We start from the raw sequence: 24,369 nt of genomic DNA, 5'->3' as shown, positions 1-24,369 counted from the left end.
TACGCAAAGACCCAATATGCGGAGACCGACATGGCGTTTTTCTCAAAACTGAAGGACCGGCTGTTTAAGTCGTCAAACAAGCTTGAGGAAGGGCTGGATGCCATCGTCGAGGAGGGGCTAAGCGACGCGTCGGTAGAAAAGTCCGCCCCTGAATCGCCTCCAGAACAGGAGAACGTTCAGTCGACAGAACCAGCCGTCGAAGCGCCTGTCGCCCCCTCTGCGAATGTACCTGACGAAACACCACCGAAGAGCTCAATTGAGCCGACCGGCGCTACTCCTGACCCTTCACCCATTCCGACCGCGCCCATGCCGAAACCGGCCATGAAGCCCGAAATAGTATCGGAACAAGCACCGGCTGCACCCGGTTTCCTTGGCCGCCTGATGGGCCGTGGTCGGGCAGATGAACCACGCCGTGTGCTGGATGATGACATGTTGGAGCAGCTGGAGGATCTTCTGGTTGGCGCCGACATGGGGGTCGATACCGCGCTGCGTGTCACCGCGAATATGGCTGAGGGGCGACTTGGCAAGCGGCTCTCAACCCGTGAAATCAAAGAGTTACTGGCGGCTGAGATCGCGCGCATCATGGACCCCGTTGCCCGCCCTATGCCAATCTACCAAAAGCGCCCGCAGGTGGTGTTGGTGGTTGGTGTCAACGGGTCTGGTAAGACGACAACCATTGGCAAGCTGGCGAGCCAGTTCAAGGCGGCCGGAAAGAAGGTTGTGATTGCGGCTGGTGACACTTTCCGGGCTGCTGCGGTGGAACAGCTTCAGGTTTGGGGGGATCGTGCCGGAGTGCCGGTTCTGACAGCACCGGAAGGCTCAGACCCCGCGTCGCTTGCATTTGATGCGATGGCAAAGGCCCAGGAAGAAGGTGCAGATCTGCTATTGATCGACACCGCCGGGCGATTGCAGAACCGGGCTGATTTGATGGAAGAATTAGCCAAGATCGTCCGGGTGATCCGCAAGAAGGATGAAACAGCGCCGCATAATACTCTTTTGGTGTTGGATGCGACGACAGGTCAGAACGCGCTCAATCAGGTCGACACCTTCCAGAAACTGGCGGATGTCTCCGGACTGGTGATGACCAAATTGGACGGCACCGCTAAAGGCGGCGTGCTGGTCGCGCTTGCAGACCGGTTTGGGCTGCCGATCCATGCCATCGGCGTAGGAGAGCAGATCAATGATCTGGCCCCCTTTGATCCAGAGGAATTTGCGGCTGCGCTGACCGGTCTGGAGGCGTCTCAAGCCTTGATGTGAGTGGGCGTTCGTCGGGCTCTAGATATCGTCGGGCATCTGACGTGCAAAATCTCCGACCCATCGTTTTGATACAAAGGTATTCTGTTTGAGCGATTGGCTGATTTCCCTCGAAGGCACTGAAGCTGGTCACCACATGGCCTTGGTGCTGGCTCTGATGGCGGCAGTTCTGCATGCAGTGTTTGGCGCATTGCAAAAAGGCCGCTACGATCCCTGGCTATCACGCGGAGCGATAGATTTTTCCTATGGAATGATGGCAATGCCACTGGCGCTTTTTCTGGTGCCTTGGCCGGAACCGCATATGTGGCCGATTTTTGCCGCCGTCTGGCTGATCCATGTGCTCTACAAGATTTTGCAGGGACTGGCCTATAGCAAGGGCAGCTATACGGTGGTCTACCCTGTGGTCCGTGGCACGGGGCCGCTATTCACGGTGCTGGGCGCGTCGGTCCTGTTTGACGAGCAATTCACGCCAGTGCAATGGCTTGGCGTTGCGGTGCTGCTGGCGGGGATTTTCGGCCTCGCGCTTTATAACTACCGCAATCTGACTGCTAATCGCGAAACCCTTGGCAGTGCTCTGGCACTCGCTGTGGCCACCGGGGTATTTGTGGCGCTTTACACAACCTATGACGCCTATGGCATTCGAGCGACGGCGAATCCGTTCACTTTTCTTGCCTGGTTCTTCTTTATCGACGGTTTGACCATGCCGCCCTACGCCTATCTTCGGTGGCGGTCGATGTCGCCTCGCCCAGCCCCCGGACCATTGATGGCCAAGGGGTTGCTGGGTGGTTTGATTGCCTTTGGCTCCTTTGGTGCGGTGATGCTGGCCACGCGACTGGACAAAGTGGGCGAAGCGGCGGTTCTGCGCGAGACCTCCACCGTTTTTGCAGCCCTTATTGGTTGGCTGGTGTTGAAGGAAACGGTAGGGCCGCGGCGTATCGCCTTGATGGCTTTGATCGCGCTTGGCGCCGTGATAGTGGAGATGGGCGGCTGATCCAGCGGGCAGATTGCCCGAATTTCGGATCACTTTAGGCACAGGCAAGGAACAGGAACGACCATGGCGGGCAAACCGATCAACCCAACTCTCAAGATGGTGCTGGAATTCGGCCCGCTGGTTCTGTTCTTCATCGGCTATATGCGCCTGCGGGACGAGATGCTGATGATCGGTGGCCAGGAGTACAAAGGCTTCATCGTCGTGACGGCGGCCTTTATCCCGCTGATGATCCTGTCGAGTTTGGCGCTTTGGCGGCTCACCGGGCACATCTCCAAAATGCAGGTTGGCACCTTGGTCATTGTCGTCCTTTTTGGTGGCTTATCGGTCTGGTTCAATGATGAACGGTTTTTTAAGATGAAACCGACCATCCTCTATGTTGCACTCGGCGGCGCGCTGGGGCTGGGGCTGTTGAAAGGTCGAAGCTATCTCAAGGTGATGATGGAGGAAATCATGCCTCTGCAAGATGCAGGCTGGATGATATTGACCCGCAGGCTCTGCATGTTTTTCTTTGCGTTGGCAGTTGTGAATGAGCTGGTTTGGCGAACCCAGAGCACGGACACTTGGGTCTATTTCAAGACTTTCGGTCTGTCGGTGGCGATGTTTGCCTTCTTCATGACGCAGGCACGCGTATTTCAGGCCTATGCACTGCCGGATGACGACGTCGAGGAAACCTAGCTCTTCGGGATGGCCTGAAGCAGTTTTCTCCGATCGTTGCATATCGCGCGTTGCTGTCGTCTTCGGCGCGGGCTCATGTTAGAGTGATGCTATATTGAACTGCGATAGCGCTCTGAGCGGCATCGCGGGCTTGACCAAATGGCCAAATGACCTTAACCGAAATACTCATGTCGTGGCGATTTTTTGCTGGATGTATTTGTATTTGCGTTTAAGCCTTTGTTTTTATGTTGAAAAATATATCATGAAGTTTCAAGGTATACGCTGAGGCATTCATTTGAATATATCTTAGCCATCTAAGGAAAGTGGCGCTGTCGGTATTTTTGGAATGATCCTGAGATCGGAAGACGCTAACCTATACCGTCTGGGGCACGATCAATTTGAAACGCATACCGTGCCGCCACAGGCTAGAGCTGTTCCTCGAGCGGCGTTGTTCGTAGCGTAACAAGCGCGCTTAGAATGTTCACTTCGCTTCTTTGCTAGAATGTTTTAAGCTATGGTCTGCCATTTCGCTTATTGAGGCCGCACGTGCCAGGTAGCTGCGCTAAGCTACTGCAAACGGACTATACCGTCTGCGGCCCAATTCAGACACTCGTGCTGCCCGCTGTAATCGCGATGCCGCGAGCATGTAAGCTCAAGTCGGACTTCCCGAAAGTGGACGTTCATGGAAAAGCGTCGGCCTTGGCCGATGCTGCGCCTTTCATCAGAGTCCGTACTGCGGAGATACTGTTGAAAAAGTCCGTTGATCTGATGATTCAGTCTTGATTCACTTGATTTGAGAGTGGAGGACATGGCGATGATGGTTCCAAGTCTGGTTGCGCAAGGCGCGCTTTTCTATGAGTTCTCAATCGAAGATTTTGTTCGGCAGGATCATCCAATGCGCAGGATCGATCGGTTCCTTGATCTGGCTGAGGTGCGGCCGTTGCTTGCACCATTTTACAGGTCTCATGGTCGCCCGTCGATTGATCCTGAACTGATGATCCGGATGGTGTTGCTGGGCTATTGCATGGGCATCGGGTCTGAGCGTGGGCTTTGGGAAGAGGTCCATGTCACTCTGGCCTATCGGTGGTTTTGCAGGCTCGATCTGTCGGATGCGGTGCCTGATCATTCAGGCTTTGCCAAAAACAGGCACGGCTGTTTCCGGGAAAGCGGCTTATTCCGGCATCTGTTTGAGATCGTCTTGCAGCGCGGCATTGATGAAGGACGAGTTGGAGGTCACAGCTTTGGGCTCAATGCCAGCTTGATCCCGGCGAATGCGAACCAGACGCCTGGGATCGAGAGCAAAGAAGACTTGCCGCCGGAACTGACGGCCCGCGTCATCGACGACTATCTGGAAACGCGGGATGATGCCGCATTCGGCGCGGCCACCAAGATCGTTCCAAAATACATCTCACCGGTTGATCCTGCTGCGCGCCGGACCGCTTCGATATGGAACCTGACACATTGCTCGGCGACAGGGGGTACGGATCGGCGGAGATGCTGGGCTGGCTGATCGCGGAACGGGGCATTGCCCCGCATATTCCGGTCTGGGACAAATCAAAGCGGACGGACGGCACCTTCTCGCGCGAAGACTTCATCGAAGATACCGCAACCGACAGCTACACGTGCCCAAGCGGGAAGCGCCTGCAAACCGGTCGCAGAAACGTCTCCAAGCCGCGAAAGGCAAATGGTGGCAAAGACGGCTTTATCCGATACCGTGCTTCAAAACACGATTGCGATGCATGCCCGCTGAAGCCTCAATGCTGTCCGAAGGACACCGGGCGACGCCTCATGCGCTGCGTGCACGAAGCTGCCCGAGATGTCGCCCGAGATGTCACCCGCGAGATCCGCAAGACAGATGCCTACATGACCGCGTTCATTCAGAGGCGGAAGGTCGAAATGCTCTTCGCCCATCTGAAACGATACATCGGCGTCACAACCATGCGGCTGCGAGGACCCAAAGGCGCATATGAACAGCTCCAACCCGCCGCAACCGCCCAAAACCTCCGGAAACTGGCAAAATTGCCCCCGGAAGCATCGCCAACGTGAAGAGGAAGCAGGCAGGCCTGCTCCTCGCTTAGCATCAAGCTCGCCAAAACACCGACTTTTTCAACAGTATCCGGACAAACCAAGCTTTCGTTGCGGTTGCGCCGATGGCCGTTTCGGGGAAGGGGAGGTGCGCGCAACCGGCCGATATCACAGACGCCAAAAACGGTTGCGTTTTTCCTTTGTCGACCTTGCTGATTGTTGATCGACCACAGGCATGTGACCGATCAACTTCTAACCTAACAAATTAGCCTACAAGGCCGCCATCTTCGCGCGTTACAGCGATAACCGCCGAACGTGGCACCGAAGTACCACCCTCTGGCCAGTGGCTGTTTCCATCTTCGCCTGGGTGCTGGATGCCCACAAACATGGTGCGGCGATCAGGTGACCAGGTCAGGCCTGTGACTTCGCATTCGTTCGGTCCAACCAGGAAGCGGCGAATCTCACCAGTAGCAGGGTCACCCGCCAGCATCTGGTTGTTGCCTTGACCTTCGAAGTCGCCTTCATTGGAGTAATTGCCGTCTGTCTGGATCCATAGCAGACCATTGCTGTCGAACTTGATGCCATCAGGCGAGTTGAACATGTTGTCCGTGGTCACGTTGTCGGAACCCGCGTAGGCGTCGTCATGTACAACCGGGTTGCCGGCCAGAACATACAAATCCCAAGTAAAGCCAGACGCAGTGTGGTCTGCATTCTCGGGCCACCAGCGCACGATTTGACCATAGTTGTTGGCCTCGCGTGGGTTTGGGCCGGAAACAGGTGTTGCATTGCCGCCCGCATTGGTTTTGACACCGCGGTTCTTGTTGTTTGTCAACGCGCAGTAGATTTCCGCTTTGTTGGGGTTGGCCGTGATCCACTCCGGGCGGTCCATAGTGGTTCCGCCAACGGCAGAACCGGCCTGACGTGTGTGGATGCAGATCTCAGCCGCAGACGCCATGCCTGTTGTTTCCGGCGTCAGCTCCAACCACTCACCAGTGCCATTTTCGTAGAACTTGGCAACTGACAGCGTACCACTTTCAAGCAGGCTATTGGTGTCGGCACCCGGAGCAAAAACGCCCTCGGACACGAAGCGGTACATGAATTCGCCGCGCTCATCGTCGCCCATGTAGACCACTATGCGACCGTCGTTGTTGACAACAGCTTCTGCGTTCTCGTGCTTGAAACGGCCCAATGCAGTCAGCTTGCGTGGGGTGGATGTTGGATCGGTTGGGTCGATTTCAACAACATAACCGGCACGGTTTGGCTCATTCGGGTTTTTAGCAACGTCGAAACGCTCATCAATGCTGGCCCAGCTATAGCCCCAGTCACGGGAAGATACGCCATACCGCTGCAACTCAGCTGCAACTTCATGTGCTTCATCTTCTGCAGAGAAGTAGCCGTTGAAGTTTTCTTCACAAGCCAGGTAGGTGCCCCATGGTGTCACGCCGTTGCCGCAGTTGTTCCAAGTGCCCTTTGAGGTCGTGCCTGTCGTATCGGCTGCGGTTTTCATCAGATCGTGGCCAGCTGCCGGACCGGTCAGCGCCATGTCTGTCTGCGGTGTAATACGGCGGTTATAAGGGCTGTCCTTGACAACCTGCCAAGCGCCATCAACGTCAGCGATTTCCAAGACAGAAACACCATGCGCCATCATGCCCTTGGTGATCTCGCCTTCGTCCAGAAGCTTGTTGTCGCCGGTTACGGACAAGATCGACCGGTTGGTGTATTCGTTATTGGCCACCAGCAGCATTTTGCCTTCATGCGAGAACACATCCATGCCGTCGTTGTTGTCGCCAAAGGCCCGCTCTTGGCTTTCAGCCGTGCCGCGTGTGGCATGGTCGAACTCTGGTGCGTCAGCGAACAGTGGATCACCCCAGCGCACGATAACCTCAGCCTTGTAGCCAGCAGGCACGATAATATCGTCAGCTGTGGAAATGCCAATTGCGTTGAACGCAAAGCGGTCAGTTGCAGCACGCGCTGAGGCTGGAACCAAAGCGCCGCCCAGCGTGGCAAAGCTACCCATAGCTAAGACGCCGCCAAGGAGCCCGCGGCGGGAGATCGCAGATTCGACAACCTGGTCAAAATCGCAGTCTTCTGGGCGCGGGTAGTTGATTTCATCAAAGTCGTCGAAAGAGACGTTATCTTTTTTGTCGCTAGTCATTTGGCAGTCCTTTTGGCTCGGTGTCTATTTCAAACTCGGGTCAGGCGCACGACGCCAGTCAGCATGTTTTGAATCGTCTAATCCGGTTCCGTTACAAGGCAATGACATCGATAAATCGATGACGCTAAAGTCACTGAATTCTCTTGGAGCGCTGGCTTTCTACAAAGCAAGCATCGGTTCTGCCCTATCGTTGGATGAGGTTTTCGAGAGCACACGCCCGTTGTTGGTCTCGTCTTGAAAACCGGACATTCGTGTGCAGCGCAGCATTGGTAGAGATGGTCTCAAAGCCGATTTGCGGCGACGCTACGTCATGGTCGTGCGCCTGGACGGTTGACTGAGCGTCGTCAGGTGGCCGGAGGCCGCTCGAAGCGGCCGTCGTCAGAGAGTGTGACGCCATCAGTGCCGCAGTTGCGAAGTTTGAGGGTCAATTTCCCGAACGCGGTTATTGTGGACCACCCTCGCGCGGGATCGTCAATGCTGCAGCAACACCAGCGGCAGCTATGCGCAAATCGCGACCTTTGCAAAGCCCGCCTTTCGGCCTGGGGACACAGCTCTTGACGGCTGCGCTGCTGCGTAAGAACCGGTCATTGGTGAGGCTTGCTGCAAGGTTTCGAGGTTGAAGAGCAGTTGAGCGGACCAAACGGTCGTTCGCCGAGGCTGCGCAGATCACCGTTTTTGTTCATTGCACAACCATAGGTGAGGTCGCAAGTAGGAACATTTTTACCTATCCTGGAGCGGCGGCCTCTTCTACTGCTCACATAAAATCCGCCAGTATTTTATTGAACCTCAAGCGCTGGCATCGGGGCTGCGTTAACATCTGGCAAACAGACAGGTTTCCCAGACAAGGATCCAATCAGTTCCTTAGTTGGCATAGCTTTATCACATCCGTTCCGCGCTATATGTTTGGCATTGAAATGCTCTCTGGTTGTGTCCGGCATTGGTCAATTTTACGTTTGGATGGACATCCGCCATTGAACATCTGGAGCCAACATCCGCCAACTGAATTGCGACCGCCCCCAAAACATCTTCACCTATTTATTATAGCAGTTCCAGAGTCGTTACGGCTTGGAGAAATCGATGAACGGGTTTCCGCCAAGTCCTGCTTCTTTGGTGAATCCTGGGGCCTCATACCGCATTGTCCACGTTTCAGGACCTGTGATGTAGGCAATGCACAATCCAACTTCAGAATGAAAGTACGCACCATGTGGAGTTAATCCAGGGTACTTTAATCGCCACGCCTTATCTCCGGGCGCAATCTTTGCCATATGAAGTTCGACCGTGACACCGTCTTCGATCTGAAAGTACCATGTCCATGGACCTCCAGATGGCAGCGTCATGACCTCGTCCACCCCCATGCCATCATCAGTCGAATTCACGTGAAGCCGCGCAAATTTGTTCCTAGCGCCTAACCGGTCTTGTGTGCCCATCGACCTCAGATCATACAATTTTGGGTAAGACGCTACCCCGGCTTCGCCGGTTGACATGCTGCCCCCGCCCTCAATGACAGCTTCACGTCCAGCAATTCCCGCCTGTTCAAGCACCTCGGCTCGAGAAAGAGAAAAATACGACAGAATCTGCGTTGCTTCTTCCTGCTTTAGTGGTCTCTCCAACGATGTTCTCAGTAAAGAAACAGACTTTGCTGGCACATCAATTTGCGCAAGATGAACGCCGACACTTAACAAAACTTTGTTGATCTCACCGATGTTCGACAGGCTGGCACGACCATCTGAGAAATTCAAAAGCGCACCATCCTGCACCTCTTCTGCACTGGCCGGGCTGGAAACTATTGTGCATAGAAGAAAAAACACTTTGATTATGTTGAACTTCATTTCAATAGTTCCTCATCTTTGTGATTTATTGAATAAGCCAGATAGCGGCAGGGCTACGGTAAAGCTGACTCCAAACCGGGTATCTGTTTCATTAGGACCTATCGCGTCACCGCGACGGCACTGATCTCAAAATTCACTTCATCAATGTAAAGGCGGGTCACGGGAATTAGCACGCTCGCGGGTGGGCTATCCCCGAAAACCTCCCGTCGCTTTTTGCCGATGTATGCCAGCTTCTCTGGATCATAATCCTTGATCAGTAAAGTGATGCGCACGATGTTCTCAGGTGCGCCCCCAGCTGCTTTCAACGCGACCATCAAATTGGCAAATGAGCGATCAACCTGGCTTTCGAAATCGTTAGGACCTTCGACGGTTTGGCCAACCTGACCAGCAACATAGATGGTCCGCGCTGACGCGGGAACGCTGACGGCCTGTGAGTAGCCGTATTGGGTTGAATCTACCAGTTCTGGAGGATTGTGAGCCGTTTTTAGGGACGGCTCGCTTAAAGTCGCTTTGGGCAGGGCCACCGACACAAGGGCTGCAGCCATCAGGGCAAACTTCATGTTCATCATTTTCTCCGAAAGACATGCTCAATTTTTAGGCGAAAAAGTGTAGAGCTCTTATCTTGATGTCAAGATACGTCAAATTGTCTTGGAGTCAAGAGATTAAGGTGAAGCAATAAATCATGGACTTTGTTGATCTTATCATCGCGCAATGGGCTGGTGTTCGTTCCGACCTTGATACTGGACCAATGGAAACTGTCGGTCGCATCGACAGGCTTCACTTCGCGCTACGGCGCGAGATGGAGAAGACATGGAAACTGTCGGACTGAATGCGTCCAGTTTCGATGTCCTGGCCACTTTGCGTCGGTCAAACAGCGACGAGGGGCTTTCGCCCAATGGCTTGCTGAACGCCACCATGGTGACATCTGGTACGATGACCAACAGGATTGACCAGCTTCAGAAGTCCGGGCTCGTAATACGAGTCGCGAATCCAAAGGACAAAAGAAGCTGTTTTGTAAAACTTACGCAATCAGGACTAGAACTCATCGACGCAGCCATCACCGATCATGTTAGAACGCAAAAAGAACTGGTTTCATCGTTCACCTCCGAACAGCGCTTGAGGTTCAACATAATACTGGCGGATTTAATGTGAGCAGTAGAAGAGGCCGCCGCTCCAGGATAGGTAAAAATGTTCCTACTTGCGACCTCACCTATGGTTGTGCAACGGATAAAAGCGGTGATCTGCGCAGCCTCGGCGAACGACCGTTTGGTCCGCACAGCCGCCGCTGCAAAGCCGCGAGATTTGGCGGCATGACTTAGGGTCGATGCCGCATGCGCACAGGGAAAAGCCGCCCTTCGCCACAAGAGCAGCCTCAAATCAGGGTCGATCGGCAGCTATGCGGACTTTGCTGCCGTTGGGGTTGGCCAGCTATTTGTGACTTTGGTCTAGTGAAACCATCTCGGGTGTGCCGCGCCCATCGTTCCACCAACGGTTCGGATTGTCGTTCCTTGGTGTGTAGTTTGCGCGGCTCGCCCATCCCTCGCAGATGTGAATGATTGGCTCCTCATACTGATGGGCGTGCAGAACTGCTTCCATGATCTTTTCGAGTAGCTGCACATCGCGCTCAAAGGAAACTTTCAGCTCGACCGAGGGATAAACCTCGGTGCCGTCGGCCTCAAAACCTTCGTTATGAATTCGCGTAACCGTTTGTTCTCCGGGTCTTCCAGTCTCAGCTCCTTGAGCGGTCACGGTGGCATTTCGCTCGTATGCGCCAACAGCAAGAGGATGGACTTTGAAAATGGCATCCAATAAGCGCTCGGCATCATCCGATCGCGTATTAATTTCCATTCGAAAGACAGGGATCAGTCTTCCGGATTGGGATTCATAGTTATTGATGCCGCTCATTGTTGCTCTCCCACGCCAGCTTTGTTCGAAGATGGCATACGTCTCGACCAAGATATGTCAGTAGTGTCATCAGGGACCGGATTTTGCATCGCAGCATCGGTTAAAGTGGGCTCCGAGCTGCCTTGCGGCGGTGCGGCAGCACTGTTGCAGCGCGATCGTATTTAGTTTTACATGGCTGAGGGCCGCAGGCAGCCCAAAGCGGACCCGTCTTGGCACGGCCTACGCTTGTGCAGCACCTGAAAGGAGGGCGGGAAGGAGACTTTCGCTGCGGGTGCGAAATATAGGCCAACCGAATGAGAAAGCAGACATTTGGCGGCGCGCGGCACTTTCAACCGCAGAAAACGGCCGCAACAAGCCCCTCTCCTCATCGGGGAGCACGCAGTTAAAGTCCGGTTCTTAGGTGGCATTCGCTCTTCTTGTATGAGAGGCATTTCCGCCGTTCCGTTTGACGACGTACAGGCATTGATCAGCTAGCTTCAGCATGTCTGACAGTGCCATCTGCGCACCGTTTGGTTTAACAGAAAAGCCGATGCTGACCGTGATCTGGCAAGTTTTAACCCCAATCCCAGCAACCGCTTCGTGTATGCGATGGCAAAGCGCGGAAGCTTCAGCTTCATCGGTGTTGATGAGGACGCAGACAAATTCGTCCCCGCCAAGTCGGGCCATTATATCGCTTTCTCGGCAGACCGATCTCAATACATCGGCGAGCGCACAGATCACTTGATCGCCAATGTCATGACCATGAACGTCATTGACGGCCTTGAAATGATCAATATCCAAAAGGACAAGAGACACCGGCACGGAACTTCTGTCTGCATTCAGAAGTAAAAGTTTTGCAGATACTTCGAGGTCGCGTCGGTTTGCCAATCCCGTCAAGGCATCTGTGCGTGCCAAAATTTCGAGTTGTTCGCTTTTTTCCTGTAAGGCAATCCGCGCGGCTTCCAGTTCTTTAAAGAGTCTGTTTCGGTTCTCAGCTGGAAGCAAAACCCAGGCTAAATTGCCGTCCGGCATCTTTTGAACATTGGCAACCGCTGGGAAAACCGCGCCGTCCGGCGAGCAGAGTGTGATTAGGACTTCTAAACACTGTCCCTCGCGCAGAACCATTGGGATCACATAGCTTTCACAGAACAACTGCGTTGCTTTGTTCAACACGAGATTCAGTTTCTGATCCGCCAGCGCTGCAACGTGCCAATCAAAGGCCTCCGAAAAGTACCGGTTGATAGACAGTATTTTTTGATCCGGCGAAGTGATCAGGCACCCACAGGGCAAATGGTTAATATCCACCACAAGCGAAACCCAAAGTTACTTAAGAGCAAATTCTATGAGCGAAGGCGCGATTTCTTTCGGATGTGTCATGTGGAGGCAATGGCCATGTGCCTCAAAAACTTTCATCTCTGCGTTTCGCATATTTGACTGAATGAATTCCCCGACAGACACGGCTGCCAATGCATCTTCGGTGCTTTGGAAGATCAAGGTCGGCTGCTCGGCTTTTGGCAAAAGGTCCCGGCAATCCGAAAAGAAAGTTGCCTTAGCGAAGGTTTTGGCAAAGAGCGGGTCCGTAGAACAGAAGCTATCGCTCAACTCTTTGGACATTCCAGCCCCGCTTTGCCCCATGACCAAAGGCGCGAGATGGTTCGCCCAGCCGATATAGTTCTGATCCATCAATCCGATCAGCCCTTCCAAGTCTTCGCGCTCAAACCCGCCCGAATAATGCGGCGGGTCGTTCAAAAAGCAAGGGGATGGACAAACCATGGCCAGTTTGGTGATCACGTCGGGCGCTTTGAGTGCTGCGATCAAACCCGTCATCGAGCTCACGGAATGGCCGACGAGTGTGACGTCGCGCAGTCCCAGTTCTTCACATACGTCGATGATGTCCTGTGCATAACCGTCAAGCGTTTCGTAGCGTTTCATTTTGAATGCCTTCGGGTCCGATTGGCCGCAGCCGACATAGTCAAACAAAACAATTTTGAATTGATCGAGAAGGCTCGGGGTCAATAGCCGCCACATCGTTTGGTCGCATCCAAATCCATGGGCTAAAACAAGCGTTTTTGTCCCATTTCCAATCACTTTGACAGCGTTGCGTTCACGTGTATCCGTGCCAATCATTTATCGCGCTCCTTGCTAAGGGTCGCGCAAAACCATTTACTACATCACGCGCATTTTAACCTTTATTTTAGAATTGCTAACATTTGGCTAACTATAGATCTACACCCTAGAGCTTTAAATGATCGAAAGGCAGTAAAGTCCGCGATGCCGACCGTCCTACCCAGAAAATGCTGCGCAATGGACGAATGGCCGCTCTGGTGACTCTGCGGTTCGGCATCGGCCTGATGGGAGAAAGGCAGCTTTGGGCCGATCGGATTAACAAGTGCGCCCGATCACCCCGACTTTGCAAAGGTCACTTACTGCGCTTCACTGACATCCATGCCAGGCGCAGCATTGTCCTGAAAAGAAAAGCAAACCGGAAGGTCCGCTAACGGGAAGTTTGGCCTGATTATTCGTGCCCGCAGCAGAGCATTTGCTGCGCCTTGGATGAATATCGACATTGGGCTGACAGCCGCCCTCAGGCATGTAAAACTAAATGCGATCGCGCTGCCGCCGCACTGCCGCAAGGCAGCTTTGAGCCCAAAGTTACCGAGTTGCGGCAACGCCGCGAATGACGGCTTTTGTTGACACGGGCGGTGCTTCTAGCCGTGAGCAAAAAGTGAACATGACACATTGCCCGTGCTGAACAGGAGTGAGTTATGACCAAAGATCATCCTATCCACTGGCGCGACCTTCGATCACCGCAACTCAGGGAACTGGCCCAGAAAGACGCTGTTGTGTTGCTCCCGGTCGGCTCAATCGAATAGCATGGGCCCCAGGCACGCCTCCATACCAACAATGCAGCGTGGCAGTCCCTCAAACGTCGCGATCAATGCCATGCGTTTGATCTTCTTACGCAAAACACGCTGACATCTCGGTCAAAGCAAACAAAGTGAAACACATCTTTGCCAAAGCCGACGCCTACGGGCATCAGCTCGTCAAAATCGTTCTTCGCCATACTACTTCTCCATGCTGCAGAAATAGGCCAAGCCTAACCTGCGGGGGGAAGCAGCCGGTACATCCCATTATTACCCAATGCTGCGATCAGCACGAATGTCGGCATTTTGGTGCGTTTAAAAATCTGCGGGCTTCGTGCCAAGTCTCGCGACATTTTTTTGGCTTGGCAATAGAACCCATGCGGTAGTCCTCCCGAGTCTCATAAGTCGTCCAGCCACTTGGCCATTAGATCCATTACTGAGGGGTCAATAGTTGTGTCGATCCACATGTACTCTGAAATTCGGCCAGTCTCAGATGGCTGAAACAGGTGATTTAGCCCGTCCAGGACAATCACTTTGGACTGGGGATGTCGCAGCAAGCGTCGCATCAGTGGCGCGTTTTCTTTTGCCGAAACCTGAAGGTCCGTGCCGCCAAACAGAGCGAGAACCGGGCCATCGAAAGCGCGCAGAGCCGGTTCGGGATCGTAGGATGCATATTCGATACCCCATGGTGTGCCCCATAACTCCAGCGTCTCGCGTCTTGGGCCCGGTTTGATGTCTTGCGTTATCAGGTAAGCGTCTAATTCTGCTCGGGTTTCTCTTATTGGGCCAGGCCGGGCCAATATTTGCGTGGCCGCTTCATATTGTTGTCTGGCTTTGGCGATGACGTCTTCATCTACGCCCTCAATTCGCTGCGTATCGGCGAACTGAGTGGCCATGACGTCCGGCAGCAACGGTTTGGCTGAACCGCCCAAAAACACCATGAATTCAGCAGGCACTGACATAGCCGCCAACGGCGCTTTGTAGCCGCCTTCTGAATGGCCAATGAAACCAATTCGGCGACGATCAATGTCCACGCGTTGATAAAGCGCGTTGAAGGCGCCAACCGCGTCCTCGGCAAAATCGCGCAGCGTTGCGGTGTCGAAATCTCCGGTGCTTTTGCCGACACCGCGGTCATCAAACCTCAGCACGGCATATCCGGCACGGGTGAGGTGATCTGATAACACCAAAGCTGGGCGATGGCCCAGAATGGTTTCGTCACGATCACTCTCGCCGGACCCAGATAGGAAAATCGCGGCTGGAAAGGGTCCACCCGTCGATGGCATTGTCAGCTCTCCGGCGAGGATCACGCCGTCACCGCCGCTGAAGCGAACTTGCTCCACCAAGTAGGGACGGTCTCTGGGGTCCTGCGGACGAGGCCACGAGATAAACGCTGCGCAACCTGCCAATAAAACCAGACCAAAAATGACAAGGAAGAGTTTCACTTTTGCGCCTCCTTTTCATGCTTGGTTGTGTTTTGCGGGGACCAACCAGGAGAGCGAAACAGATGGCCAAACGCGTTTGGCCAGCTTTTGGCACGGCGAATGTCACGCCATAGGCTCGTGTATTCCTTGAAGTTGATGACCAGCGGATTGTGCGATGCGATGGGGGTTGTGATGCCATATTTGACCGGCTCGACCTCTGACGCATAGGTGCCGAACAAGCGGTCCCATATGATCAGAATACCGCCATAGTTCTTGTCGATATACTGCGCGTTCGAACCGTGATGAACCCGGTGAACAGAGGGTGTGTTAAACACCCCATCCAGCCAGCCCAATTTGCCCACCTTCTCAGTGTGTATCCAGCTCTGATAGGCCACAACAACAACCAATCCCACGACAGTATGAACAAGGCTGAACCCAAGCAGGATCATTGGAATGAAGAACACCCATTCAATCAACGCATCCATCCAGCTGATCCGTAGGGCGGTGGTGAAATTGAACTCGGGCGACGAATGGTGCACGCTGTGATTGGCCCAGAACAGGCGCACTTCATGTTCGCAACGATGCATCCAATAGTATGTGAAATCTGCGGCCAGAACTGCGAGCGGCACGCTCCACCATCCTTGCGGTATTTCAAGAACTGCAAATGAGGCGGTGAGCAGAAGCGCGACAACAAAAATAAGCCCGTAGAAGGTGCGTTCCAGAAGTGCTGTAACGATGGCGATTGCTACGTTGGCAAAGGTCTCTCCCAACCCTTTGCGCCGACCTGCGACAACGTCCCAGACGGTCTCCGAGGCCAGCGCAAACAAAAAGGCCAGGCCCAGAATTTCAACGACGCTGAACAACGTGTTGTATGCCTGAAATTGTGCCTCGATAGGGTCCATGGCTCTTTCCTTCTCGTGGGTAGTGATTTAAAAATGAACGAACGATTGTTCATGCAGGTAGATCTAAGTAGGAATTTCTTCAAGAGGTGCTTATGAAAAAAGGTGAGAAATCCCTGACGAAGCGGGAGCTATCGACAATCGAACGACGTAAGCACATCGTCGAGGCGGCCGCTGTCTGCTTTGTCGAACAGGGCTTTCACCAATCAAGCATGCGCGACGTTGCCAAACAGGCGCAGGTGAGCCTGGGCAATCTCTACAACCACTTCGACAGCAAGACAGATCTGATTGCCGAAATTGCCGGTTTGGAAGCCGATGATCTCGCGGGTATCTTCGACTTATCGCAAAAGGCTGTCTCAGGATTCGAGAGCTTGGGAGCTTTCGTTGCCGTGTATTTTGACTATATTTCCAAACCCGAAAACGCAGTACTTGCTGCCGAAATCACAGCTGAGGCAATGCGGAGCCCCGAACTTGTCGAGAAATTCACAGCCAATCGAAACCGGAATCTTGATGCGATCGAGGTGCTTCTGACGTCGGATGATATGGTGTTTCCCGAAACAGGGCAGGTCATGGCGGAGATTCTGCTGGACCTGATCGAAAGCACAGCAACACGCGTGGCTTTTGAGAGCGAGCAAACCAAGGCTTCAGCCCGCTCGGGTTTGCGATCAATTCTAGGACGATTGCTCAATATTCGAAAGGGGTAACCGGATTTGGTAAAGCCGCCCTGGGCGCAGCCACAGCGAAGGACCGGACAGTCCGCACGGCCGCCAGTCAGTTACAGTCGGCAGCGCGCTTGCAGCGAAAGGCGGCTTCCCTGTACGCATGCGGCATAGACCCTCAGTCAAGCCGCCAGATCTCGCGACTTTGCAAAGGGTGCTATCTGCGCTTCACTGACATCCATGCCAGGCGCAGCATTGTCCTCGCAAGAGAAGCAAACCTGAAGGTCCGCTAACGGGAAGTTTGGCCTGATTATTCGCGCCCGCAGCAGAGTATTCGCTGCGCCTTGAATGAATGTCGACCTTGGGCTGAAAGCGGTCGGATACGCGTGTACAGATACAGCTTTGCAAACGACTTCGGATAGCGGCAATTCAAACCGATGCTATGTTTCTGTCGTCAGCGCGGTGCTGATGTCTGGGTTTGGAGGGGGGATTAGAGCGCGCAATATGCCAAGAGTCCAACTGCCCGCAGTCACCCCTAAACACAAAGCCTGGAACAAGGGCCGCATTATCGGTGAGAAACGACCGCTGCTTCCTAAACAAGTGTGGACCATTCGTACCCGGCTCGAACTTTGGGGCTACCTTCGTGACCTTGCGCTGTTTAACTTTGCGATTGACAGCAAATTGCGCGGCTTTGATCTGGTCAAACTTGCTGTGGCCGATTTGGTCAAAGATGACCGCGTGCGTGAACGGGGCTCAGTGGTCCAGAGCAAAACCAAGAAACCCGTTCAGTTCGAACTTACTGAAAACACGCGAGATACCGTCGCTGCCTGGGTGAGATCACCTGAGATGAACGGGTGCCGCTACATGTTCACAAGTTGCTTCCATGACCGCCCGCATATCTCAACGCGGCAATATGGCCGCCTTGTGCGTTACTGGGTGACAGCGATTGGCCTGGAACCCGGCGGCTACGGGACACACTCGATGCGCCGCACCAAAGCTGCGGAGATTTACCGCAAGACGGGCAACCTTCGCGCCGTGTAACTTCTGCTCGGCCACACCAAGGTCAATAGCACGGTGCGCTTTTGGTCGTTGTGCAGGAAGATGCGCTGAGCATCGCTGAACGAATCGACATCTGAACGAAGTGGGCGGACAGCCCCGACCGTTCGCCAATCCAGACTAGGCCTTGATACATCCCTCATTCGACATCGCGCTCAGTGTGGCGATTCCTGTGTAGCGATTGGATGTCGGCTTCGGTGCGATCAGTGGACTTTCTCTGCAGATGGGTTCTCGCCTTTCAAGTTCTCGAACGAGTGGATGAAAGCATAACCCGTTATGGATGCTGAAGGCCAAGAGAACGGTCCCGTTGAGTTCTGTGCGCCGCTCCAGAAGTGTTGAAAAAATGGGCAGACTGGCGCGGAACAAGGCGCCGGTCAGAAATGTCGGTCCGAGCCTGCGCCAGTTGTATTGCCCTCATAGGGAAATCACGACACTGCAGGACCATGAAGGCAGAGTTGCGAATAGTCGTGGTTGAACAGGATGTGGATCGGGCTGCCGCGATACGAGACGCGTTGACAGCGGCCGGTCCGTGCACCGTTCAGATCATTACAGATCCAAGCCGCTTGTCGCGCCAGATCGCTGCGCAAGAGCCGGACATCGTTTTGATCGATATTGATCATCCGACCCGCGACATTATGGAAGAACTGACGTTGGCATCCGGTCCGCTCGAAAGACCGGTGGCGATGTTCGTATCCAGCAGCACCGACGGGCTTGCCCAATCCGCGATCGAAGCCGGCGTGTCTGCCTATGTGGTGGATGGCCTTGCACCGGGCCGGGTGAAAGCGGTGATCGACACGGCAATCGCGCGATTTTCGATGGTTCGTCAGATGCGCGAAGAATTGGCCGAGACCCGACGCGCGCTTGAGGAGCGCAAGGTGACAGAGCGGGCCAAGGGCCTGTTGATGAAAGCGAAAGGCATCGACGAAGAGGCCGCCTACGCGCTTTTGCGCAAAGCGGCGATGGATCAGGGACGGCGGGTCGCGGATGTCGCCGAAGCGTTGGTAACAGCCGCCGGATTGCTTGAATGAAGTTGGTCGAGATCTCTGTCGCTTATATGCCGCTAGTCGATGCCGCGCCGTTGATCATCGCCCAGGAGATGGGCTTTGCGCAGGCAGAGGGTATCGCTCTGGATCTGATCGTAGCGCCGTCTTGGTCATCGGTTCGCGATATGCTGGCCTTTGGGCGGGTGGACGCGGCGCATATGCTCTCTCCCGTGCCGATCGCGATGGCGATGGGTCTGGGCGGCATCAGCACGCCGATTTCTTCGGTGTCGGTCCTGTCGGTGAACGGTAATGTTATTGGCGTGGGCAATGCATTGGCCCAAAAACTGCGCAGTGCGGGTTACAGGTTCGACTTTGCCGATCCGTTGGCTGCGGCGCGGATGTTGGCACAGGTTGGAGAAGGTCCGATCACATTTGGCGTTCCGTTCCCGTTCTCGATGCATGTGGAATTGCTGCGCTATTGGGCCGAAGCGACGGAACTGGGGGCCGATGGAATTGCGATCCGCACCGTGCCGCCACCACTGATGGCCATGGCCCTCGCTGCCGGAGAGGTGGATGCCTTTTGTGTTGGCGAACCCTGGGGCTCTGTCGCTGTCGAAGCAAGTGCGGGCGCGCTTTTGCTACCGGGCAACGCGATATGGGGGTTTTCGCCGGAAAAAACGTTGGCCGTTCGAACGGACTGGGCCGACACGGAGCCAGATCTGCTAGGCCGCCTGATGCGTGCCGTTTGGAAGGCGGGGCGTTGGCTTTCGAACCCTGATGTATGCGCGACGGCCAGTGATCTGTTGTCACGCAAGGCCTATCTTGATGTATCGGCAGAGCTGATCGATCGCGCTTTGTCCGGCCATTTGACGGTGACAGGTTGGGGAAGCCACCGTCAAGTGGAAAGGTTCCTCGAATTTCATGACGGTGCGGCGACCTTTCCATGGCGCAGTCAGGCAAAATGGATTGCTCAGCGCTTGCACCGGGTTCATGGCGGCGTTGAATTGACGGACGCCCAACTGGCGAAGGTCGTGCGCCCCGATTTGCAGCGAGAGCATTTTGGCGGCGCAGGGATCGATTTGCCAGGGGCGTCGGAAAAATTGGAGGGGGCGATTCTCGAACCAACCGCGGTCGCATCAGCGGCTGGGCAGATCACATTGCTCCCTGATCGGTTCTTTGATGGTCATATTTTTGACCCGTACGCAAAAAATCTGCACAAAAAATAGGCTGAGTTCGATCCGCTCTTGAAAGCAAAAAACCTTGGCTTTGCATTCTCTCCGCGCTGCGGCATTGATTGATCGAGGTCAGCAACGGCGCTGACATCACTGAATTTCGTCCCGATGACCGGGATATTCTGAGCAAGGTCGCTCACTGACTGTCAGGGTTTCCTGATGGAAAGTGGTCGGCCTTTTTTCGTTTCCGTTCGGTGCTTTGGCTGTTCCGAACACATCATGGGGCAACACATGAAAAAACTTCTTCTTTCGCTCGCTGCAACAACGGCACTCGCAACTCCCGCTTTCGCAGAGCTTTTGGACCTTGAGAAAGATGAACTGACGTTCGGCTTTATCAAGCTGACAGACATGGCGCCTCTCGCTGTCGCGTATGAGCAGGGCTATTTCCTTGATGAAGGGTTGTTCGTCACGCTCGAAGCGCAGGCCAACTGGAAGGTTCTTTTGGATGGCGTGATCGACGGGCAGTTGGACGGCGCGCACATGCTGGCCGGTCAGCCGCTGGCGGCCACGATCGGCTACGGCACCAAAGCCCACATCGTCACACCCTTTTCCATGGACCTGAACGGAAACGGGATCACCGTTTCGAACGAGGTCTGGGACATGATGCGCCCGCATATCTCCAGCATGGACGATGGCCGCCCGCAGCACCCGATTTCAGCCGAAGCGCTGGTGCCCGTGATCCAGGATTTCAATGATCGCGGCGAGCCTTTCAACATGGGTATGGTGTTTCCGGTTTCGACCCACAATTACGAATTGCGCTACTGGCTGGCGGCTGGTGGCATTGAGCCGGGCTATTACAGCCCCGAGAACATTACCGGCCAGATCGGTGCGGATGTATTCCTGTCCGTGACGCCTCCGCCTCAGATGCCCGCAACCTTGGAAGCCGGCACAATCCACGGCTATTGCGTGGGTGAGCCTTGGAACCAGCAGGCTGTGTTCAAAGGCATCGGCGTGCCGGTCATCACAGACTATCAGATCTGGAAAAACAACCCAGAAAAGGTGTTCGGTTTGACGGCCGGGTTTGTCGAGCAAAACCCGAACACCACGCAGGCCTTAACCCGTGCGCTGATCCGCGCGGCCATGTGGCTGGACGAAAACGACAACGCTAACCGCGAAGCAGCGGTCGAAATGCTCAGTCGCCCGGAATATGTGGGCGCGGATGAGGAAGTGATCGCCAACTCCATGACGGGTACTTTTGAATTCGAAAAAGGCGACGTGCGTGAAATTCCCGATTTCAACGTCTTCTTCCGCTACAACGCGACCTATCCCTACTATTCCGACGCCATTTGGTACCTGACCCAGATGCGTCGCTGGGGTCAGATCGCCGTGCCCCAGACCGATGAGTGGTTCATGGAGGTCGCCGAAAACGTTTATCGCCCGGACATCTATCTGCAAGCCGCGCAATCGCTGGTCGATGATGGTCTTGCTGATGCCGCAGACTTCCCTTGGGACAGCGACGGCTACAAAGAGCCGACGCACGCTGCCGATGTCATTGACGGCATTCCCTATGACGGCCGCACGCCGAACGCCTACCTTGAGAGCCTGCCGATCGGCCTTAAGGGCGATCAGGTCGTCGTTGGTGATGAAATCCAAGGCTAAGAGCCAAACGCCCGGGCAGATGTGCTGCCCGCGCCATTCAGCCAGGAGGCAGGTTCATGACGACCGTAGACTCGAATTTCGATACAGCAGCAGAGCGCGAAGCGCGCCGGGAACGTCGCTTCACCCGCATCAACGCGGCCGATAAATGGTTTCAAGTTTTGGGTTTGGCCTGGATCACACCCATTCTCAAAGCCATCGCTGGCGACAACCCCAAGGCGCAAATATCCGAGATTTGGCGCCTGCTCGGCGTTCCGCTCTTGGCCATCGCTGGGTTCTTGTTGTTATGGGCCACCTTGGCGCCGACGGTTCAGACATCTCTCGGCGCGATCCCTGGCCCTGCTGCGGTCTGGGAAGAGGCTGTGAACCTGCATGAAGACGCGCAGAACAAGGCCGAAAGCCGCGCCCGTTTTCAGGGACAGGTGGCCACGCTGAACGAACGTCGGATCGAGCAAGGCCAGGAGCCGGTCGAGCGGGCCTATACCGGCGCACCCAGCTACTACGCACAGATATGGACGTCCATCAAAACAGTGTTCTTTGGCTTCCTGATTGCAAGCGTCGTCGCCATCCCGCTTGGCATGATGGCCGGGCTGTCGCCCACGGCAAATGCCGCGCTGAACCCGATCATTCAGATCTTCAAACCGGTCTCGCCGCTGGCTTGGCTGCCCATCGTGACTATGGTGGTGTCCGCCGTTTACGTCACCCAAGACGGCTGGTTCGCCAAGTCGTTCCTGACCTCCGCGATCACAGTAACCTTGTGCTCTCTCTGGCCGACGTTGATCAACACCGCGCTAGGTGTTTCCAGCATCGACAAGGACCTCGTGAACGTCTCGAAGGTGTTGAAGATGAATACCTATACCAAGATCACGAAGCTGGTGTTGCCCTCGGCGCTACCCCTGATCTTCACCGGCCTGCGTTTGTCGCTGGGCGTTGGCTGGATGGTGTTGATCGCGGCTGAAATGCTGGCCCAAAACCCCGGTCTGGGCAAATTCGTCTGGGATGAATTCCAGAACGGTTCCTCGTCCTCGCTTGCCAAAATCATGGTGGCGGTTCTGACCATCGGGATCATCGGCTTCATGCTGGACCGGGTGATGTATGCCCTCCAGTCGCTCTTCACCTTCACGAATAACCGGTGATCCGCGCTCAAGCAGCGACGCGATAGCGCGAAAGGAAAAGACATGAGCATTTTGAAACTGGATACCGTCAGCAAATCCTTTGGGTCCGGTGTGCATCGTACGGATGTCCTCAAGGACATTACCCTTGATGTGAAAGAGGGCGAATTTCTGGTGCTGCTGGGGTTCTCTGGCACTGGTAAGACGACGCTGATCAACATGATGGCCGGGCTGGACAGCCCGACCACCGGCACCGCGACCTTCAAGGGCGCGCCCATCAAAGAGCCGAGCCCAGAACGTGGTGTGATTTTCCAAAGCTATTCCCTGATGCCGTGGCTGACGGTGAACGGCAATGTGCGGCTGGCGGTGGACACGGTGTTCCCTGGCCTGACGTCGAAGGAAAAAGATGAAAAGGTCGCGCATTATGTCGGTATGGTGGGCCTCAGCCACGCCGCCACCCGCCGCCCAGCAGAGTTGTCGGGTGGGATGCGGCAGCGGGTCAACGTGGCCCGTGCATTGGCCATGAACCCTGAGATGCTGCTGCTGGACGAGCCGCTGTCGGCGCTGGACGCGTTGACCCGCGCCAATCTGGCGGACGAGATCGAACGCATCTGGGAAGCCGACAAAAAGACCTGCGTGCTTATCACCAACGATGTGGACGAAGCCATCATTCTGGCCGACCGTATCATCGCGCTGAACCCGGACGGGACGCTGGGCGAAGAGTTTGAAGTGTCCATTCCGCGCCCCCGCGACCGGATGGAGATGAACAGCAACGACGATTTCAAAAAGTTGCGCGTCGCCGCCACCAAATATCTAATGGATGTCGGGATCGAGGCCAAGGTCGAAGGTACGCGTCTGTTGCCCGACGTCACGCCGATCCACGGTGTGCCGATGGCCGTCGCCGACGCGCAGAAGGGGATAATCGACAATCGCTTCCTCGATTTTTCGCAGCTGCACAAGGTCTACCCGACGCCCAAGGGGCCACTGACGGTGGTCGAGGATTTTGACCTTAAGATCAACCGGGGCGAGTTCATTTCTTTGATCGGCCATTCGGGCTGCGGCAAATCCACTGTGCTGACCATGGCTGCCGGCCTGAATGAAATTTCCAAAGGCGCGATCAAACTCGATGGCCGCCATGTGGAAGGGGCCGACCCGGAACGCGCCGTGGTATTCCAATCACCCAACCTGTTCCCGTGGCTCACCGCGCGTGAGAACTGCGCGATTGGCGTCGATAAGGTTTATCCGCGCGCGTCCCGCGAAGAACGTACAGACGTGGTGGAATACTACCTTGAACGGGTCGACTTGGCCGACGCGATGGACAAGCCAGCATCGGAAATGTCGAACGGCATGCAACAGCGTGTCGGTATCGCCCGGGCCTTTGCGCTGTCGCCGAAGCTGCTGCTCTTGGATGAACCTTTCGGGATGCTCGACAGCCTGACGCGGTGGGAGTTGCAAGAGGTGCTTATGGAGGTCTGGTCGCGGACGAAAGTCACGGCGATCTGCGTGACGCACGACGTCGACGAGGCGATCTTGCTGGCCGACCGCGTGGTGATGATGACCAACGGACCGCAGGCGACGATTGGCAAAATCGTCAAGGTTGATTTGCCCCGCCCGCGCACCCGTAAGGCGCTGCTGGAGCACCCCGATTACTACAAATACCGCCAGGACGTTCTGGATTTCCTTGAGGAATATGAACACGGGGCAAAGCCTAAACCGAAACCGACGGCACCGACGGCCGTGGCAGCGGAGTGAATG

The 24,369-nt window shown here is 55.1% G+C and carries 19 protein-coding genes and 3 pseudogenes; 13 read left to right on the top strand and 9 right to left on the bottom strand.

Annotation, left to right across the window (positions count from 1 at the left end; all coding sequences use genetic code 11):
- Positions 1–30: 30 nt before the first annotated feature.
- The 4 genes and pseudogenes from ftsY to ACEWZM_RS03650 all read left to right on the top strand — a co-directional run bounded on the left by ftsY (position 31) and on the right by ACEWZM_RS03650 (position 4,945).
- The gene (gene ftsY, locus ACEWZM_RS03665; protein ID WP_414005156.1) at positions 31–1,257 is read left to right on the top strand and encodes a signal recognition particle-docking protein FtsY; all 1,227 of its coding nucleotides are present in this window, start codon (positions 31–33) and stop codon (positions 1,255–1,257) included.
- 85 nt (positions 1,258–1,342) lie between these two features.
- The gene (locus ACEWZM_RS03660) at positions 1,343–2,245 is read left to right on the top strand and encodes an EamA family transporter (RefSeq protein ID WP_414005155.1); all 903 of its coding nucleotides are present in this window, start codon (positions 1,343–1,345) and stop codon (positions 2,243–2,245) included.
- A 63-nt stretch (positions 2,246–2,308) separates the two neighbouring features.
- Complete coding sequence (locus ACEWZM_RS03655; RefSeq protein ID WP_414005154.1) at positions 2,309–2,920, top strand: inner membrane-spanning protein YciB; 612 nt, start codon at positions 2,309–2,311, stop codon at positions 2,918–2,920.
- A gap of 793 nt (positions 2,921–3,713) precedes the next feature.
- A pseudogene (locus ACEWZM_RS03650) lies at positions 3,714–4,945 on the top strand (transposase).
- A 244-nt stretch (positions 4,946–5,189) separates the two neighbouring features.
- Here the strand turns inward: ACEWZM_RS03650 and ACEWZM_RS03645 are convergent.
- The 3 genes from ACEWZM_RS03645 to ACEWZM_RS03635 all read right to left on the bottom strand — a co-directional run bounded on the left by ACEWZM_RS03645 (position 5,190) and on the right by ACEWZM_RS03635 (position 9,468).
- Positions 5,190–7,079 carry a PhoX family protein gene (locus ACEWZM_RS03645; protein ID WP_414005153.1) on the bottom strand — a complete coding sequence of 630 codons (1,890 nt, stop codon included), beginning with the start codon at positions 7,077–7,079 and terminating at the stop codon, positions 5,190–5,192.
- 1,058 nt (positions 7,080–8,137) lie between these two features.
- Positions 8,138–8,908: a hypothetical protein gene (locus ACEWZM_RS03640; protein ID WP_414005152.1), complete on the bottom strand. Its 771-nt coding sequence runs from the start codon at positions 8,906–8,908 to the stop codon at positions 8,138–8,140.
- Positions 8,909–9,006: 98 nt separating this feature from the next.
- Positions 9,007–9,468 carry a RidA family protein gene (locus tag ACEWZM_RS03635; RefSeq protein WP_414005151.1) on the bottom strand — a complete coding sequence of 154 codons (462 nt, stop codon included), beginning with the start codon at positions 9,466–9,468 and terminating at the stop codon, positions 9,007–9,009.
- Between the two features lie 122 nt (positions 9,469–9,590).
- On the opposite strand from ACEWZM_RS03635, the gene ACEWZM_RS03630 reads away from it, so the two are divergent.
- On the top strand, positions 9,591–9,737 hold the full coding sequence (locus ACEWZM_RS03630) for a hypothetical protein (RefSeq protein ID WP_414005150.1): 147 nt from the start codon (positions 9,591–9,593) through the stop codon (positions 9,735–9,737).
- Entirely contained in the window at positions 9,719–10,060 is a 342-nt protein-coding gene (locus tag ACEWZM_RS03625) for a MarR family winged helix-turn-helix transcriptional regulator (protein ID WP_414005149.1), read from the top strand. The genes ACEWZM_RS03630 and ACEWZM_RS03625 overlap by 19 nt, the downstream gene beginning before the upstream one ends.
- Positions 10,061–10,336: 276 nt before the next feature.
- Here the strand turns inward: ACEWZM_RS03625 and ACEWZM_RS03620 are convergent, their stop codons facing one another.
- From ACEWZM_RS03620 to ACEWZM_RS03595, 6 genes and pseudogenes are all read right to left on the bottom strand, one after another.
- Positions 10,337–10,813 carry a hypothetical protein gene (locus tag ACEWZM_RS03620; RefSeq protein ID WP_414005148.1) on the bottom strand — a complete coding sequence of 159 codons (477 nt, stop codon included), beginning with the start codon at positions 10,811–10,813 and terminating at the stop codon, positions 10,337–10,339.
- Positions 10,814–11,209: 396 nt separating this feature from the next.
- On the bottom strand, positions 11,210–12,097 hold the full coding sequence (locus ACEWZM_RS03615) for a GGDEF domain-containing protein (RefSeq protein WP_414005147.1): 888 nt from the start codon (positions 12,095–12,097) through the stop codon (positions 11,210–11,212).
- A gap of 18 nt (positions 12,098–12,115) precedes the next feature.
- Positions 12,116–12,919, bottom strand: a complete 804-nt coding sequence (locus tag ACEWZM_RS03610) for an alpha/beta fold hydrolase (protein ID WP_414005146.1) — start codon at positions 12,917–12,919, stop codon at positions 12,116–12,118.
- Positions 12,920–13,674: 755 nt separating this feature from the next.
- Positions 13,675–13,856: pseudogene (locus ACEWZM_RS03605) on the bottom strand (IS110 family transposase); the annotation flags it as partial.
- Between the two features lie 198 nt (positions 13,857–14,054).
- The gene (locus ACEWZM_RS03600) at positions 14,055–15,098 is read right to left on the bottom strand and encodes an alpha/beta hydrolase family protein (RefSeq protein WP_414005145.1); all 1,044 of its coding nucleotides are present in this window, start codon (positions 15,096–15,098) and stop codon (positions 14,055–14,057) included.
- Positions 15,095–15,979 carry a sterol desaturase family protein gene (locus ACEWZM_RS03595; RefSeq protein ID WP_414005144.1) on the bottom strand — a complete coding sequence of 295 codons (885 nt, stop codon included), beginning with the start codon at positions 15,977–15,979 and terminating at the stop codon, positions 15,095–15,097. The genes ACEWZM_RS03600 and ACEWZM_RS03595 overlap by 4 nt, the downstream gene beginning before the upstream one ends.
- Positions 15,980–16,071: 92 nt before the next feature.
- Here ACEWZM_RS03595 and ACEWZM_RS03590 point away from each other — a divergent pair, with 92 nt between their 5' ends.
- From ACEWZM_RS03590 to ACEWZM_RS03560, 7 genes and pseudogenes are all read left to right on the top strand, one after another.
- Positions 16,072–16,680, top strand: coding sequence for a TetR/AcrR family transcriptional regulator (locus ACEWZM_RS03590; RefSeq protein ID WP_414005143.1), 609 nt, complete (start codon positions 16,072–16,074; stop codon positions 16,678–16,680).
- Between the two features lie 459 nt (positions 16,681–17,139).
- A pseudogene (locus ACEWZM_RS03585) lies at positions 17,140–17,771 on the top strand (tyrosine-type recombinase/integrase).
- A 363-nt stretch (positions 17,772–18,134) separates the two neighbouring features.
- Entirely contained in the window at positions 18,135–18,719 is a 585-nt protein-coding gene (locus ACEWZM_RS03580) for an ANTAR domain-containing response regulator (RefSeq protein WP_414005142.1), read from the top strand.
- Positions 18,716–19,900, top strand: a complete 1,185-nt coding sequence (locus tag ACEWZM_RS03575; protein ID WP_414005141.1) for an ABC transporter substrate-binding protein — start codon at positions 18,716–18,718, stop codon at positions 19,898–19,900. The genes ACEWZM_RS03580 and ACEWZM_RS03575 overlap by 4 nt, the downstream gene beginning before the upstream one ends.
- Before the next feature lie 237 nt (positions 19,901–20,137).
- Positions 20,138–21,505, top strand: coding sequence for a CmpA/NrtA family ABC transporter substrate-binding protein (locus ACEWZM_RS03570; RefSeq protein WP_414005140.1), 1,368 nt, complete (start codon positions 20,138–20,140; stop codon positions 21,503–21,505).
- Positions 21,506–21,561: 56 nt separating this feature from the next.
- Positions 21,562–22,638 carry an ABC transporter permease gene (locus ACEWZM_RS03565; RefSeq protein WP_414005139.1) on the top strand — a complete coding sequence of 359 codons (1,077 nt, stop codon included), beginning with the start codon at positions 21,562–21,564 and terminating at the stop codon, positions 22,636–22,638.
- 42 nt (positions 22,639–22,680) lie between these two features.
- Positions 22,681–24,366, top strand: a complete 1,686-nt coding sequence (locus ACEWZM_RS03560) for an ABC transporter ATP-binding protein (RefSeq protein ID WP_414005138.1) — start codon at positions 22,681–22,683, stop codon at positions 24,364–24,366.
- Positions 24,367–24,369: the final 3 nt, after the last annotated feature.

This window comes from Phaeobacter cretensis (genome assembly GCF_047372505.1).
Taxonomy (GTDB): Bacteria; Pseudomonadota; Alphaproteobacteria; order Rhodobacterales; family Rhodobacteraceae; genus Phaeobacter; species Phaeobacter cretensis.
Note: the sequence above shows the minus strand (reverse complement) of the source record. Positions and strands in the feature narration are given on the sequence as shown.